The sequence below is a fragment of the Paraburkholderia sp. Tr-20389 genome (genome assembly GCF_017104565.1).
Taxonomy (GTDB): domain Bacteria; phylum Pseudomonadota; class Gammaproteobacteria; order Burkholderiales; family Burkholderiaceae; genus Paraburkholderia.
Map to the genome: position 1 here is coordinate 38039 of NZ_JAAGPD010000045.1, position 14130 is coordinate 52168.

A 14130-nucleotide genomic window follows, 5' to 3' on the forward strand; every position below is an offset into this window, starting at 1 on the left:
GTATTGGGGCGGACGCCCCGCGTGCTCGCATGGTCCTGCCAACAGCCGGACGCGAGACGCGCAGGGCGAATACAAACATCATCTGGAGCCCCCATGACAGATGTTGATCGACACGCTGCGCGCACCGATGCCGCGCACGCCGGCAATGCCGCTCACGAGGCGGCATACGCGGCGGGCATCGACGAAGCGCGAGCCGGCGTGCCGTCGGATGGCGCATGCCAGGATAGTCGGCCCGACATGCGATGCCGCGCGCGTCTGCCACGCCGCCGGGCATGGATGCTTGGCGCGTTTGCTTCGGCAGCCGGCCTCGCGTTTGCGTCGGCGGCACGCTACCGCGCGCTACCGGATCTCTTCGCCCGTGTCGCGGGTATTGCGCCCGCGTTCGCCGACACACCGCCGCCCACCGGCGGCGGATTCGACGCGTTTCTCGCGCTCTCGGGCAAGCTCACGGGACACACCAGCTTCGACACGGTGCAGGGCAAGCGCGCCTATGACGCGCTGTCACGGGCGGATAACCAGTTCGCGCAGAACGTCGCCGCGCTCAACAGCTGGATTCAGACGCACGGCGGCGTGCCGTCCGACATCGTCACGCAGGCCTTGCAGGCCGAGCAGCCGCATCTCGCGAAGACCGTCAGCGCGATCACGCGCGCGTGGTATCTCGGGGTCGTCGGCGAGATGCCGAACGTGCAGGTGATCGCGTACGAGCGCGCGCTGATGTTCGAGCCTGTGAAAGACATTCTCACGATCCCGTCGTATTGCCGCGACGTGCCGTTTTACTGGACCCGAAAGCCTGCGAATGCATAGCCGCTGCGCGCGCGGCGCGGCTGGTCGTCGATGCGCGATGCAGTGCATGAAGAGCACAAAAGAAGGCGCAAAGCCTGGGGCAAACAAGAGGCAAGAATGGCAAACGCAAATTCCGCCGACGTCGTCGTAGTCGGCTCGGGCGTGGCGGGCAGCCTCGTCGCGCATCAGATGGCGCTCGCGGGCGCGTCGGTGATCCTGCTCGAAGCAGGGCCGCGCATGCAGCGCGGACAGATCGTCGAGAACTTCCGCAATTCGCCGGCGAAAGCGGACTTCGCGACGCCGTATCCGTCGACGCCTTACGCGCCGCATCCGCAGTACTCGCCCGCGAACAACTATCTGATTCAGAAGGGCGACTATCCGTACAACTCGCAGTACGTGCGGCTGGTCGGAGGCACGACATGGCACTGGGCAGCGGCGACGTGGCGTCTGTTGCCGTCGGACTTCCAGTTGAAGAAGCTGTACGGCGTGGGCCGCGACTGGCCTTATCCGTACGAGACGCTCGAGCCGTGGTACTACGCGGCGGAAGTGCAGCTGGGCGTGTCCGGGCCCGATGCGCCCGTCGATCTGGGCTCGCCGCGCTCGAAGCCGTATCCGATGAAAGGGCTGCCGCTGTCGTACATGGATCAACGCTTCTCCGATGTGCTGAACGCGAACGGCTTCAAGGTCGTGCCCGAGCCCGTCGCGCGCAACAGCCGTTCCTACGATGCGCGACCCACCTGCTGCGGCAACAACAACTGCATGCCGATCTGCCCGATCGGCGCGATGTACAACGGCATCGTGCATGTCGACAAGGCCGAGCGCGCGGGCGCGAAGCTGATTGCGCAGGCCGTCGTCTACCGGATCGAAGCGGACAACAAAGGGCTCGTCACGGCCGTTCACTACAAGGATCCGAACGGCAACAGCACGCGCGTGACGGCCAAGCTGTTCGTGCTCGCGGCGAACGGCATCGAGACGCCAAAGCTGATGCTGATGTCGACCTCCGACGTGTTTCCACACGGCATCGGCAACCGCTCCGATCAGGTGGGGCGCAATCTGATGGATCATCCCGGCACGGGCATCGCGTTTCTCGCGAACGAATCGTTGTGGCCGGGACGCGGGCCGATGGAGATGACGTCGGTGGTGAACTTCCGCGATGGCGCGTTCCGCTCGGAGTACGCGGCGAAGAAGCTGCATGTGTCGAACGGCGTGCAGACGATGGCGATCGCGTCCGCGCTGCTCAGGAGCGGGATGACGGGCGCCGAACTCGACCGGCAGATTCGCGACCGCGCCGCGCGCATGGTGGTGATCAACAGCTTCCACGAGCATTTGCCCGAGCCGCAGAACCGCATCGTGCCTTCCGCCGATCACAAGGACGCGCTGGGCATTCCACAACCCGAGATCTACTACTCGATCAACGACTACGTGAAGAAAAGCGCCGCGCACACGCACGAACTCTACGCGCAGATCGCCGGTCTGTTCGAAGGCACGGAGGTGTCGTTCGACGACAACTTCGCACCGAACAACCACATCATGGGCACGACGATCATGGGCACCGACGCCGCCGATTCCGTCGTCGATGCCGACTGCCGCACGCACGATCATCAGAACCTGTTCATCGCGGGCAGCAGCGTGATGCCGGGCGCGGCGTCGGTGAACTGCACGCTGACCATCGCGGCGCTGTCGCTGAAGCTTGCCGACAAGCTCAAGAGCGAGATCTGACGATGAACGAGCACATGTCCCGCGCGAAACGGTCGGACGGACACGGCGGCAATCTCGATGCGACGGTGTTCGCGACGAGCCGGCGTCTGGCGCTCAAGAGCCGCCGGCGCGTCTGGAAGATGGCGGCGCTTGCGGCGGTGTTTTCGATGTTCGCGCTGTATCTCGCGTGGCTCGAAGCGTACGACGCCGAGCCGCATCACAACGACGAATCGCCGCTGGGCGAAGCCATTGCGCAGGCCACGTCGGTTGCCGGCGGCGTCCCGGGACCGGGTCCCGATCTCGTCAAGCGAGGCGAGTACCTGGCGCGAGCGGGCGACTGCATTGCCTGCCACACGTCGGACAAGGGGCGTCCGTTCGCGGGCGGCCTCGCGATCGACACGCCGTTCGGCACGATCTATACGCCGAACATCACGCCCGATCCGGACACGGGCATCGGCCGCTGGACGGACGCCGACTTCATGCGCGCGATGCACGAAGGCATTGGCAAGGAAGGCGAGCGGCTTTATCCGGCGTTTCCGTATGTCGAGTACACGAAGGTCACCGATCAGGACGTGCAGGCGATCCGCGCCTACCTGAACACGGTGGTGCCCGTGCATTACACGCCGCCGTCGAACAAGCTGCGCTTCCCGTTCAACCAGCGCTGGCTGATGGTCTTCTGGAACATGTTCAACTTCGACGAAGGGCGCTTCGTACCCGATCCGAAGCAGAGCGCCGAATGGAATCGCGGTGCGTATCTGGTCGAAGGGCTCGCGCATTGCGAGGAGTGCCATACGCCGCGCAATTTCACACAGGGCCTCAAAACCAGCGAACGATTCTCAGGTGCAATTCAGTCTGGGTGGCATGCGTATAACATCACGCCGCACAAGACGAGCGGCATCGGCAATTGGTCCGATCAGGATGTGATCGGCTATCTGTCGACGGGCGTTGTGCATGGGCGCGCGAATGCGGCTGGACCGATGGCCGACGTGGTATCCGACAGCACGCAGTATCTGAACCGTGAAGACTTGCGGTCGATCGCGACGTATCTGCGTTCCTTGAAGGCGATCGACCGGGGCGAGTCGCGGATGCGGGCCGATTGGGGCTCGCCTGCCAGCGATGTCGTTGCGATGCGGGGCATGCGGGTGAGTGGCGTCAATGGTGCGCAGCTGTTTCTCGCGAACTGTGCGAGTTGTCATCACTGGACGGGTGAGGGTGTCGGTGCCAGCGCGCCCGGGGCTTATCCGTCGTTGATACATAACAGTGTCGTGGGTGCCAGCGATGCGAATAATCTCGCGATGGTGATTTTGCATGGCGTGCGCCGCACGACTCAGGATGTCGATGTGCTGATGCCCGCGTTCGAGGGGGATTTGAGCGATGAACAGATCGCTGCTGTTGCCAACTACGTGACGACCCAGTTTGGGAACCCGCGTGCGCGGGTGAGTGTTGAAGAGGTGAGTCGGTTACGGGGTGTGCCGCAGTGAGCGGTGTTGGCTGTTGCTGTTGCTGCTTTGCTGCTTTGCTGCTGTTGTTTATCGCTGGCATCCGCGTTTTGGTGTTGGTCGTTCATGCGTTGCCCCTGTGCGGGGCGGCACCTACTTTTCTTTGCAGCGGCAAAGAAAAGTAGGCAAAAGAAAGCCGCTCACACCGCTAGCTTTTGTATTTGCCTGCGGGCCCCCAACGGGTCCCGCACTCCACACGGCAACACATTGTTTTGCGCCCGTTGCCAGCGCCTCGAACAGGCGCATCACCCACTCCAGTCACCCGCAGCCCAGCCAGCGGCAGCGATCCGTCTGCGCCGCCCAGGTGGCAAACGGTGTGTAGGTTGTCGCACCCTATGCGTTCGCGCCCCTACGACACCGATCCGCTTTTCAGTCCGGAGTGGTGCACTTCCGTCGCGATGGCCTACACACCGTTTGCCACCTGGGCGGCGGTGGACTTTCGGTAACGCGATCCGTGACGTGGGAGTGTGAAGCGGGTGATGCGTGAGTTAGCACGCTGGCAACGGGCGCAAAACAATGTGTTGCCGTGTGGAGTGCGGGACCCGTTGGGGGCCCGCAGGCAACGACTAGCACTGGCGGTGTGAGCCCGCTTTCTTTGCTTACTTTCTTTGCGGCGGCAAAGAAAGTAAGTGCCGCCCCGCACAGGGGCAACGCATGAAGTACGAAGGCAAAACGCGGATGCCGACGACAAGCAAAGCAGACCGAAGAAGCACGACGCGAACGTAAGTGCCGCCCCGCACAGGGGCAACGCCTACGAACCGATTACAAACCGCGGATGCCAGCAGCGCAGCAAAGCAGACCGAAGAAGCACAACGCAAACCGCAAAACACCAAAACCAACACCAAAACAAAAAAACCGCCAACCATTTGGCGCCCAAACGCGAGATGCCCCGCATACAGCGCTTGCGGACCCGCACTATCATGCAGTTATGGATTCCACACTTTTCACCCTCGTCCAACATCATCCCGCGAATCGCGCGGGACGCGACTTCGTCGTCGGCGATCTGCACGGCTGCCTCGATGCGTTGCGCTTCCTGTTGCGCGAGATCGAATTCGATCCTTCACGCGATCGGCTGTTCTCGGTCGGCGATCTCGTCGATCGCGGCTCGCAGTCGGAAGAAGCCCTGGCCTTGCTCGACAAGCCCTGGTTCCACGCGGTGCTCGGCAATCACGAGGACACGCTCTGCGCCGTTGCTGAAGGCAAGCTTAAGAAGCAATGGTGGTACGGCATAGGTGGATTGTGGAGCGCGCATCTGCCGGCCGAAAAGCTGCGCGAATACGCGCAGCGTCTGCGCACACTGCCGCTCGTGCGCGTCATCGGCTCGGGCAGCGAGCGCTTCAACGTGCTGCACGCAGAGTTTCTCGGCACAGACGTCGAACTCGACGCCGACGATTTCTCCGCCGACATGCGCCAGCAACTGCTGTGGGGCCGCAGCCTCGCAATGGGCACAGGCGACCCGATGTCCCAACTCGGTCTCTCGCTGACGTATTGCGGACACACGCCGATGCGCGAAGTGCAGCAGATCGGCGCGCAAGTGTTCATCGATACGGGCGCGTTCGGCCCCGGCGGCAAGCTGACGATCGTCGAGGCGCGCACGACGAACCGCTGGTCGGTGACCGTCGACGTCGCGCGCGCGGTCGGCGCCTCAGCAATGGCCCTTCCGTAGACGCCGCAACCATCAGCCCACCTGATTCAACTCGAAGACCATATCGACGGCGCTGCCGTTCCAGTTGTATTCCAGATACGCCGCGTGATGACAGTCGCGCAATAGCGTCGTCTTGAACGCGGCGAGGCATTCGCCAGCCGTGTCCCGCACCGACGGATACACGATGCCCGGCGCACCCGCCTCGCGCGCCGCACGGCCGAGCGCCTGGCCGGGCGCGTAGTCGTTCGGCGACAGCACCGAGGCATCGACCGAATCCGCGCCGCGCAGATCCACCACGTCACCATGCGCCATCACCGTGTAGAGACGCATCTGCTGACGCATCGGCGGCTCTTGCGTTGCGGCGAGGAACAGACCCGAGTGATAACGCGTCTCGGCGATCGCAGTTTCGCGTGAACGCGCGCAGTAGAACACGCCATACGTGCCGTCCGAGAAGCGGCTGCCCTGCGGATTCAGATGCGTGAGCGCGGCCATGATCGGCCCGTAGCCCGAACCGAAACGCCTTTCTTCGCGCGGCACGAGATCGAGATCGCCGACTTCGGTGCGCACCCGGTCATTGGTCATCGCCTCGAGCGCGTACAGCGCCTCGAAGTCTTCGGGCGACGCCACGCGGTCGAACAGATTGACGGCGGGAAAGCGAGTGGGAATCACACGATACGCCGGCGTCCAGGCCAGCGACGTCACGCGCCAATTGTCTTGCCATTGCGGTTCCGTCACGCCCAGCCGCCTCGCATTGCATCGAGATACTGGCGCACGGCCACGAGGTCGCTGATGTTGCCCGCCAGCATGCGGTCGAGCGCGCGACGGCCGCCGAACGGCGGAGCGCTGTTGGGGCGCTTCACCCACGCGTCCGCGGCGGCGGATTGCGGCAGCAGGATTTGCAGCGCCTTGTAGATGCCGAGCAAAAGCGAGAGCCGCTCCAGCGTATCGCGGCCGAGGCGCGCGGTTTGCGGCTCCTGCTTCCATTTGAAGAAGGTGGATCGGCCGGGCGAGCCGAGCAGGGTGATCTGCTCGTCAGTGCTCAACTCCCAGTCGCGCGCGATGTTGAAGAACGCGCGCAGACCGGCGGCGGACATGTCCGCCACGGAAGGTTCGGCGGGAGGGCGTCGCAGCGGTCGTTCAGCGCTCGAATAGTGGGCAGCGGAAGACATGATGTGAGTCCTTAGTTGAACTTTTTCAAAATATTAGTCTATCTATGGATTAATGCAAGTGCAGTTGTATAATCCGCGCCTCGAGTTTTTGCACGGAGACTGCGGTGTCGCTGCGTTCCAAGGTGTGGGTGACGGTGGGCTTGTTGTGCGCGTCGATGGCGGCGCAGGCAGAGTACAAGGAAGTGTGGAATCCGCCCGAGGCGGCGCGCGGCGCTCAGCACGCCCATCACGCGCAGCATGCGAAAGCGGCAGCGCCGCACGCAAAGGTTGCTGCGGCGAAGCCCGTTGCTCCTGTGAAGGCGAAAGCGAAGGTAAAGGCGAGCGCGCCGCACGGCGTTGCCACCCAAACGGCACACGCGACGGGCGCCAAAACGGCGCACGCCAAACCGGCTGAAGCGGCAGCGAAACCTGGTCCGGCGGCAGCGAAACCGGCGCAGGCCCAGGCAAGTCCGGCCGTTCAAGCTGGTAACGGCTCGACCCCGCGCGAACTCCCGCCCATCCTCCACTAAACCTGCAGCGGTGCGCTCACTGGGCGCACAGTCCGTTCGTCACGAGCCGCAGCGACTCGATCGAGCGCGCGTCGCGCACCCGTGAATGCAGCGTTACACGCGATTCCGGCAACGCCGGCAATCCGAACCGCGCGCCTGAATCCACGAGGCCGCGCGGGGCAACGCGCCTTGCCAGCGGCGCCACGGCCAGTCCAGCCGCCGCCGCTGCCCCCACTGCCTGCACGCCACCGCCGACGAATGCCTCGCGCCAGGCGATGCCCGCGCCGTCTAGCGTGCGCAGCGCAATCGAGCGCACGTTGCAGGGCGCAGCGAGCAGCGCGAGCGGCAAAGGTTCGCCCGGGCGTGGCTGCCATTCGGGCGTGGCGAGCCATGACAGCGGTTCGGTAAAGAGGAGCGCGCCGTCGTCGCGCGGCACGTCGTCCGGTTCGTAGCGCACGACCACGGCGTCGAGCCGCCGTTCGTCGAACTGTTGCAGCAGCGCCGCCGACAGCCCCATGTGCAACTCCAGCACCAGCGCGGGATCGTGCGCATTCACGCGCGCAAGCAGCGCCGCGAGATCGGTTCCTGCTACATGCTCGCTCAAACCCAGCGCGAGCCGCCGCTTTTCCGCCGATAACGCGCCGAGCGCCCGGTCGTGCGCGCTCAGCAAGTCGCGCGCGCCGTCGAGAAACGCGTCGCCATCCGCCGACAGCCGCACGACGCGCGGCGTGCGCTCCAGCAACTGCTTGCCGATATGCGCTTCCAGCCGCTTCAGCTTGAGGCTGACGGCGGATTGCGTGGTATCGAGCGCATCGGCGGCGCGCGTGAAACTGCGCAGGTCGGCGACGAGCACGAACGCGCGCACGGCATCGAGATCTAGCACTTTCATTTCAGATGAAAATAGATGAAATATCCAGCCATATCTGTTCAATATGATAGTCGCGAACTAATCTGAATGCACTGCCTCTTCATTCACAGGAGTTCGACATGCCGTTCACACGCATCGCACTTCGCGCCGGCAAGCCGGCCGCTTATCGTCAGGCGCTCACGGAAGGCATCCAGCGCGCGCTGGTCGCCGAGTTCAACGTGCCCGAGGACGACATCTTCATGGTCATCACCGAGCACGACGAGAGCAACTTCGTCTACAACCGCAACTATCTCGGCATCGAGCGCAGCGACGATTTCGTGCTGATCCAGCTCACCGTGACCAACTCGCGCACGCAGGAGCAGAAGAAGGCGCTCTACAAGCACATCGTGGACAACCTCGCCGAACATCCGGGCGTGCGGCGAGAGGACGTGTTCATCAATCTCGTCGAGGTGCTGAAGGAGAACTGGTCGTTCGGCAACGGGATCGCGCAGTACGCGTCATGAGCGTTTGCGCGAGGGGGGTGAAGGTAGCGGAAAGTGGCGTCGCTATAATGGCCCACACCTTCATCCGTTCGTCAGTCGACGCGCACGCGAGCCATGACATCCGATAACAACGACACATCCCACGACCCTTTGCAGTTTGGCGGCTCCGTCTGGTTCCGCTCCGGCGAGCAGGCGCTCGGCGGCGCGCAGCGCATCGCGCTGCTGGCGGCGATCGGCGAGACGGGCTCGATCACGGCAGGCGCAAAAGCTGTCGGCATGAGCTACAAGGCCGCGTGGGATGCCGTCGATGCGATGAACAACCTCGCGGGCGAAACGCTCGTCGTCCGTTCGACGGGCGGCAAGGGTGGCGGCGGCACGACGCTGACGCCGCGCGCGTTGACGCTGATCGACACGTTTCGCGCGGTCGACCGCGAGCATCGGCTGTTTCTGGAGCGCGCGGGCGCGGCGATCGCCGGTTTTTCCGCCGACTGGCAACTGATCGGCCGCATCGGCATGAAGACGAGTGCGCGCAACCAGCTGTACGGCAAGGTCAGCGCGATCCAGCGCGGCACCGTCAACGACGAGATCGCGCTGGCGCTGCCGGGCGGACAGAGCGTTGTGGCCATCGTCACGCATGAAAGCACGGAGACGCTCGGGCTGGCGGTCGGCGCGGAGGCCGTGGCGCTCGTGAAGGCATCGTCGGTGCTGCTGGTTGCCGACGACGGCACATCGGACCGGCTATCGACGCGTAACCGCCTGCGCGGAACCGTGTCGGCCGTGCAGCGTGGCGCGGTGAATGCGGAGGTGTCGTTGACACTGGAAGGCGGCGCCGTCGTGACAGCCGTGGTCACGAACGAAAGCGTCGCTGAACTGGGCATTGCCGAGGGACAGGCGCTCGTGGCCGCGTTCAAGGCATCAAGCGTGATTCTGGGCGTCACCGCCTGAGAGCCTGATGGCCTGAGAACCGCTACGAAACCGTGCGCGGATAGCCTTTGAACGGCACGTTCTGACGCACGCTGCCGTCATACACCTGCACGACCTGATCGCCGAACGCGGCGACATCGTCGGGATCGTGCGTGATCAACAGCATCGGAATATCGAGCCGCGTCTGCAGGTCCGACAGTTCGCGCCGCATGCGCGCGCGCAGCGCGTGATCGAGCGCGGAAAACGGCTCGTCGAGCAGCAGCAGGCGCGGCTGCGCGACCAGCGCCCGCGCGAGCGCGACGCGCTGCTTCTGTCCGCCCGAAAGCTGCGCCGGATGATGACCCGCAACGGTCTTCAGATCGAGCGCATCGAGCCAGTAGTCGATCTGCGGATGCGAAAAGCGCCGCCCCGGATTCAGCCAGCCCGTGTGCATCCCGAAACCGATGTTCTGCCGCACGTTCAGATGCGGAAACAGCGCGTAGTCCTGAAACAGATACGCGAGACGGCGCGCCTGCGGCTTCTGGTCGATGCCGCGCGCGCTGTCGAACAGCGCGTCGCCGTGCAGCAGAATCTGGCCTTCGTCGGGACGCAGCAGCCCGGCGATTGCCTGCAGCGTCAGGCTCTTGCCCGCGCCCGACGGGCCGAACAGCACCATGCGCTGCGAGTTTGCCGTGAACGACACGTCGAGCCGGAACTCGCGTTCGGCGGTGCGCAGCGTTTTGCGGATATCGACGGTGAGCGGCATGTCAGCGGGACGTCATCAGCGAATGTTGCGGCACGAGCCGGCCGGCGAGCACCAGGATCACGACGCAGGTGACCGAGGTCACGAGCACGAGGAAATTGGCCGTGCTGTCGTCGCCCGCCTGCACGGCGGCGTAGACCGCCACGGAAAGCGTCTGCGTGCGGCCGGGCAGATTGCCCGCGATCATCAGCGTCGCGCCGAATTCGCCGAGCGCACGCGCAAACGCGAGCAGAGCGCCCGCGAGAATGCCGCGCGACGCGAGCGGCAGCGTCACGCGAAAGAAGATTGCCATTTCGCTGACGCCGAGCGTGCGAGCGGCGCGCTCCAGTTGAGGATCGACGGATTCGAACGCGGCCCGTGCGGACTTCAGCACGAGCGGAAACGCGACGACCATCGACGCGATCACCGCGCCTTGCCAGGTGAACACCAGCTGGATATCGAAACGGTCGAGCCACGCGCCGAACACGCCGCGCCGGCCGAGCAGCACCAGCAGGTAATAGCCGAGCACCGTCGGCGGCATCACGAGCGGCAGCGTCAGCAGCGAGTCGATCAGATCGCGCGCGCCCGAGCGCCAGCGCGACAGGCCGAAGCCCGCCGCGACGCCGAACACGATGTTCAGCGCGGTCGCCCAGCCCGCGACTTTCAGCGACAGCATCAACGGGATCCAGGCCTGTTCCATGTTGGCGATCGTGCGCGTAGGTCGGCGAACGGCTTAGTGCGCCGGCTTGAAGCCGTACTTCGCCAGCACGGCCTGGCCAGCCGGCGACAGCACGAAGCTGATGAACGATTGCGCGTCGGCGGCGTGCTTGCTGCCTTCGACCTGCGCGATCGGGTAGCTGATCGGCGTCGTCGTCGGCACGGTCAGCGCGACCTTGACCTTGTCGGGCATCACGGCGGCATCGGTGCCGAACACGAAGCCGGCGTCGACTTCGCCGCGCGACACATAATCGAGGCTCTGGCGCACGTTCGACGCGAGCACGCCCTTGGTGCTGACGGCATCCCACACGCCCGCTGCCTTCAGCGCGCCTTCGGTGTAGCGGCCGACGGGCACGGATGCCGGGTCGCCGTACGCAATACGCTTGACGCTCGCCGAAGTCAGCTCGCTCAGGTTCGACGGCGCGAGCTTGCTGTCCGCCGGCACGATCAGCACGAGCGAGTTCGCGGCGAAGTCCTTGCGCGTCGACGGCACGATCACTTTCTGCTCGGCGGCCTTGTCCATCGCTTTCTGGTCGGCGGACGCGAAGACGTCAGCGGGCGCGCCCTTCACGATCTGCTGCATCAGCACGTCGGACGCGCCGAAGTTGAACAGCAGCCTGGTACCCGGATGTTCCTTCTCATACGCATCGCCGACGGCCTTGAACGCGTTGGTCAGGCTGGCGGCCGCCGACACGACGAGCTCGCCGGCGCGTGCCTGCGCGCCGAAGGCAAACGAAATCGCGCTCGCGACGAGCAGGGCAGGTTTCAGAAAGCGAAGCATCGACGGAAGAGACATGGGAAGGTGGCGCCGGATCGACCGGAAGGAAGTTGAAAACGCCATCGTAATATATGTAGGGTTACAGCGGTCGACATGTTGAACATGTGGCACGCAAGATTGCCTGTTTCGTGTGATTTATGCGTCGGAATCGGGCAACGGCACCGCGACGTTGCGTGTTTTCTGCAACGGCGCGACGGGTGAAGCAGGTGAAGCCGGAGTCTTGTTGTCGTGCAGCACCTTCCAGCGTGCGCGGACATACGGCCGGTCGTGGCCGGACACTTTCAGCGCGATGTGCGTGACCCAGCGCTGGGTCGGCAGGTGCAGCTTGTGGAGGCCGAGCATAAGAATCATCAGGCTCAGCACGACGGGCGCGACGGGCAGGCGCCCCGGCGGCGTGGCGTTCCACGCGATGCGAACGAAGACGAGCGCCGCCAGCGCACCGACGATGCAGCCGGTAATCGCTTCCGAAGGCGAATGCGCCTCGATGATGACGCGCGAAAGACCGACTGCCGCGCCGCCCAGCAGCGCGAGCACCACGCCGGCGATGCGCACGGCAGGCGGTGCGGACAGCAGCACGAGAAATGCTGCCACCGGGAAGACGGCCGTTGCGAACATCGCGTGTCCGCTCAGGCCTGTGAAATCCCAGACGCGCACGCCGATGCCCCAGCCGAGGAAGGCGATCTTCGTCGCCGTGACCAGAGCGACCGCTACGCCGAGCAAAAACAGCCAGCCAGCCGCGAGCCGCCACGAATAGCCGACGGCCAGCCACAGGGCGATTGCAAAGGCGAGCGGCAGCGTCAGTCCGGCACCGCCGAAGTTCGTAATCAGATACCAGAGGTGAGAGGGCAGGTGAGACATGGGCAATTCGATTGACGACGTGTGCTGGATGCGATCGTGTTCGACTCGCGCGTATTCTATAAGTATAGGGGTAGCGGTTCCGTCGCAGACGCCAACCAAAAGCGCGAAAACTGACAGATGCTAGGACAATTCGGAAATCGTCAGATGGAACGCCCGTTGCGGCGGGCTTTCTCTGAAATCGGGCTCTGTTGATGTCAGCATCGCATGGAGATTGATGTTATTGTGCATTGCACAAGTCTGCCGAAAGGGCAGAGAGCATCGATCCCTATTTGCGAGAAAATCCTATGCCAAAAAGTCTCACGAAGATCTGGCTAGGCGGCCTGAAACGCCTGTTTGCGATTCAATCGGAACACGTCCAGGCGACGCTGAAGCGCAAGCCCAAGCGATCTTCGACCCGCAACGCGACGCGCCCGGCGCAGACGGTCGCGAAGCCGTCTGCGAAGGTCCGTCCAACGGTCACCCGCGACGTGCCGCAGCGCGGCGCGCGCGAATCGCGCGTGCGGCCGCGCGCCGCCGCCTGGGCGAGCGGTTCGTGGACGCGTTCGTTCCACTCCGCGCCCGCAGCGCCGGGCAGCCTCGTCAATCACCTGCAATACGGGCTGTATCTGCCCGCCGGCAAGCCCGTGAAACATGCGCCGCTGATCGTGATGCTGCACGGCTGTACGCAATCCATCGACGAATTCGCCGAAGGCACGCGCATGAACCTGCTGGCCGACCGCTATGGTTTTGCCGTCGTATATCCGGAGCAGTCGAAGCACGCGCACGCGCATCGCTGCTGGCATTGGTACGACGATACCGACCGCGCGGGCCGTGCGGAAGCGCGCGCCGTGGTGTCGCTCGTCGATGCGCTCGTCGAAACGTATGGATTCGACCGCGAGCGCATTTATGTAGCGGGCATTTCGGCTGGCGCGGGGCTCACGTCGCTACTGGCGCTGCACTTCCCGGAGCACTTCGCGGCTGTCGCGCTGCATTCGGGGCCGGCATTCGGCGAAGCGCACTCCGGCATCACCGCCATGGACGTAATGCGGCGCGGCACGCGACAGGACCCTGTTTCGCTCGTCGATACCGTGGCGGACGTCACCGCCTATCCCGGTATGCCGGCCATCATTCTGCAAGGCGAGGCGGATCGCGTGGTGGCGCCCGTCAACGCCGAGCAGTTGACCGAACAGTTCCTGCGGCTGAACGGTATCGTCGATGCGCAAGGCGTGCGCAAAGTCGGCGACGTCAAGGAAGACCGCAAGGCAACCGTCACGACCCGCGATTACACGCGCGGCGGACGGCGCGTCGTGCGCCTTTGCCGCGTACAGGGGCTCGGCCACGCATGGAGCGGCGGCGATGACGCAGTACCGTTCCACTCGTCGAAGGGGCCGGATGCGTCGAGTTTGTTGTGGGACTTTTTCCGGCATCAGCGCCGGACCGAGTCGGCGCGGCCCGCTTCACGCACGACAGAAAGCGCCCGGCAACGCGCCAGTTGACAAATTGCCACACTTCGAATTTAGC

Annotated in this window: 15 protein-coding genes; 8 read left to right on the plus strand and 7 right to left on the minus strand. The window is 64.5% G+C overall.

The window, feature by feature from the left end:
• The first annotated feature begins 93 nt into the window (after positions 1 to 93).
• From G3N95_RS31980 to G3N95_RS31995, 4 genes are all read left to right on the plus strand, one after another.
• Positions 94 to 804: a sorbitol dehydrogenase family protein gene (locus G3N95_RS31980; protein ID WP_241019067.1), complete on the plus strand. Its 711-nt coding sequence runs from the start codon at positions 94 to 96 to the stop codon at positions 802 to 804.
• 96 nt (positions 805 to 900) lie between these two features.
• On the plus strand, positions 901 to 2502 hold the full coding sequence (locus tag G3N95_RS31985) for a GMC family oxidoreductase (protein ID WP_205974090.1): 1602 nt from the start codon (positions 901 to 903) through the stop codon (positions 2500 to 2502).
• A 2-nt stretch (positions 2503 to 2504) separates the two neighbouring features.
• Positions 2505 to 3962 carry a cytochrome c gene (locus tag G3N95_RS31990; protein WP_241019068.1) on the plus strand — a complete coding sequence of 486 codons (1458 nt, stop codon included), beginning with the start codon at positions 2505 to 2507 and terminating at the stop codon, positions 3960 to 3962.
• Positions 3963 to 4908: 946 nt separating this feature from the next.
• A complete protein-coding gene (locus tag G3N95_RS31995; RefSeq protein ID WP_205974091.1) occupies positions 4909 to 5646 on the plus strand; it encodes a metallophosphoesterase in 738 nt (245 codons plus the stop codon).
• A 12-nt stretch (positions 5647 to 5658) separates the two neighbouring features.
• On the opposite strand, the gene G3N95_RS32000 is transcribed toward G3N95_RS31995, so the two are convergent.
• Both G3N95_RS32000 and G3N95_RS32005 read right to left on the minus strand, forming a co-directional pair.
• Positions 5659 to 6360 (minus strand): RES family NAD+ phosphorylase, encoded by a 702-nt coding sequence (locus G3N95_RS32000; protein WP_205974092.1) that lies wholly within the window; start codon positions 6358 to 6360, stop codon positions 5659 to 5661.
• Positions 6357 to 6794, minus strand: a complete 438-nt coding sequence (locus G3N95_RS32005; protein ID WP_205974093.1) for an MbcA/ParS/Xre antitoxin family protein — start codon at positions 6792 to 6794, stop codon at positions 6357 to 6359. The genes G3N95_RS32000 and G3N95_RS32005 overlap by 4 nt, the downstream gene beginning before the upstream one ends.
• A gap of 104 nt (positions 6795 to 6898) precedes the next feature.
• Here G3N95_RS32005 and G3N95_RS32010 point away from each other — a divergent pair, with 104 nt between their 5' ends.
• Positions 6899 to 7303, plus strand: coding sequence for a hypothetical protein (locus tag G3N95_RS32010; protein ID WP_205974094.1), 405 nt, complete (start codon positions 6899 to 6901; stop codon positions 7301 to 7303).
• A 16-nt stretch (positions 7304 to 7319) separates the two neighbouring features.
• On the opposite strand, the gene G3N95_RS32015 is transcribed toward G3N95_RS32010, so the two are convergent.
• Positions 7320 to 8171: a LysR family transcriptional regulator gene (locus G3N95_RS32015; protein WP_205974095.1), complete on the minus strand. Its 852-nt coding sequence runs from the start codon at positions 8169 to 8171 to the stop codon at positions 7320 to 7322.
• 98 nt (positions 8172 to 8269) lie between these two features.
• Between G3N95_RS32015 and G3N95_RS32020 the strand changes: the two genes are divergently transcribed.
• Together G3N95_RS32020 and G3N95_RS32025 are read left to right on the plus strand one after the other, a co-directional pair.
• Complete coding sequence (locus G3N95_RS32020) at positions 8270 to 8653, plus strand: tautomerase family protein (RefSeq protein ID WP_205974096.1); 384 nt, start codon at positions 8270 to 8272, stop codon at positions 8651 to 8653.
• A 93-nt stretch (positions 8654 to 8746) separates the two neighbouring features.
• Complete coding sequence (locus G3N95_RS32025) at positions 8747 to 9577, plus strand: TOBE domain-containing protein (protein WP_205974097.1); 831 nt, start codon at positions 8747 to 8749, stop codon at positions 9575 to 9577.
• A 22-nt stretch (positions 9578 to 9599) separates the two neighbouring features.
• On the opposite strand, the gene G3N95_RS32030 is transcribed toward G3N95_RS32025, so the two are convergent.
• The 4 genes from G3N95_RS32030 to G3N95_RS32045 form a co-directional block, all read right to left on the minus strand.
• Positions 9600 to 10301 (minus strand): ATP-binding cassette domain-containing protein, encoded by a 702-nt coding sequence (locus G3N95_RS32030; protein WP_205974098.1) that lies wholly within the window; start codon positions 10299 to 10301, stop codon positions 9600 to 9602.
• A 1-nt stretch (position 10302) separates the two neighbouring features.
• Positions 10303 to 10977: a molybdate ABC transporter permease subunit gene (gene modB, locus G3N95_RS32035; protein ID WP_205974099.1), complete on the minus strand. Its 675-nt coding sequence runs from the start codon at positions 10975 to 10977 to the stop codon at positions 10303 to 10305.
• A gap of 33 nt (positions 10978 to 11010) precedes the next feature.
• Entirely contained in the window at positions 11011 to 11790 is a 780-nt protein-coding gene (gene modA / locus G3N95_RS32040) for a molybdate ABC transporter substrate-binding protein (RefSeq protein WP_205974100.1), read from the minus strand.
• 117 nt (positions 11791 to 11907) lie between these two features.
• A complete protein-coding gene (locus G3N95_RS32045; protein WP_205974101.1) occupies positions 11908 to 12630 on the minus strand; it encodes a phosphatase PAP2 family protein in 723 nt (240 codons plus the stop codon).
• Positions 12631 to 12914: 284 nt separating this feature from the next.
• On the opposite strand from G3N95_RS32045, the gene G3N95_RS32050 reads away from it, so the two are divergent.
• Positions 12915 to 14105 carry a PHB depolymerase family esterase gene (locus tag G3N95_RS32050; protein ID WP_205974102.1) on the plus strand — a complete coding sequence of 397 codons (1191 nt, stop codon included), beginning with the start codon at positions 12915 to 12917 and terminating at the stop codon, positions 14103 to 14105.
• Positions 14106 to 14130 lie beyond the last annotated feature (25 nt).

What these genes read in the sequence shown, in the direction of transcription:
- G3N95_RS32050 (WP_205974102.1), top strand. Translation starts at nt 12,915, where the DNA reads ATGCCAAAAAGTCTCACGAAGATCTGGCTAGGCGGCCTGAAACGCCTG.
- G3N95_RS31980 (WP_241019067.1), top strand. Translation starts at nt 94, where the DNA reads ATGACAGATGTTGATCGACACGCTGCGCGCACCGATGCCGCGCACGCC.
- G3N95_RS32045 (WP_205974101.1), bottom strand. Translation starts at nt 12,630, where the DNA reads ATGTCTCACCTGCCCTCTCACCTCTGGTATCTGATTACGAACTTCGGC.
- G3N95_RS31995 (WP_205974091.1), top strand. Translation starts at nt 4,909, where the DNA reads ATGGATTCCACACTTTTCACCCTCGTCCAACATCATCCCGCGAATCGC.
- G3N95_RS32015 (WP_205974095.1), bottom strand. Translation starts at nt 8,171, where the DNA reads ATGAAAGTGCTAGATCTCGATGCCGTGCGCGCGTTCGTGCTCGTCGCC.
- modB (WP_205974099.1), bottom strand. Translation starts at nt 10,977, where the DNA reads ATGGAACAGGCCTGGATCCCGTTGATGCTGTCGCTGAAAGTCGCGGGC.
- G3N95_RS32020 (WP_205974096.1), top strand. Translation starts at nt 8,270, where the DNA reads ATGCCGTTCACACGCATCGCACTTCGCGCCGGCAAGCCGGCCGCTTAT.
- G3N95_RS32005 (WP_205974093.1), bottom strand. Translation starts at nt 6,794, where the DNA reads ATGTCTTCCGCTGCCCACTATTCGAGCGCTGAACGACCGCTGCGACGC.
- G3N95_RS31985 (WP_205974090.1), top strand. Translation starts at nt 901, where the DNA reads ATGGCAAACGCAAATTCCGCCGACGTCGTCGTAGTCGGCTCGGGCGTG.
- G3N95_RS32025 (WP_205974097.1), top strand. Translation starts at nt 8,747, where the DNA reads ATGACATCCGATAACAACGACACATCCCACGACCCTTTGCAGTTTGGC.
- G3N95_RS32030 (WP_205974098.1), bottom strand. Translation starts at nt 10,301, where the DNA reads ATGCCGCTCACCGTCGATATCCGCAAAACGCTGCGCACCGCCGAACGC.
- G3N95_RS31990 (WP_241019068.1), top strand. Translation starts at nt 2,505, where the DNA reads ATGAACGAGCACATGTCCCGCGCGAAACGGTCGGACGGACACGGCGGC.
- modA (WP_205974100.1), bottom strand. Translation starts at nt 11,790, where the DNA reads ATGTCTCTTCCGTCGATGCTTCGCTTTCTGAAACCTGCCCTGCTCGTC.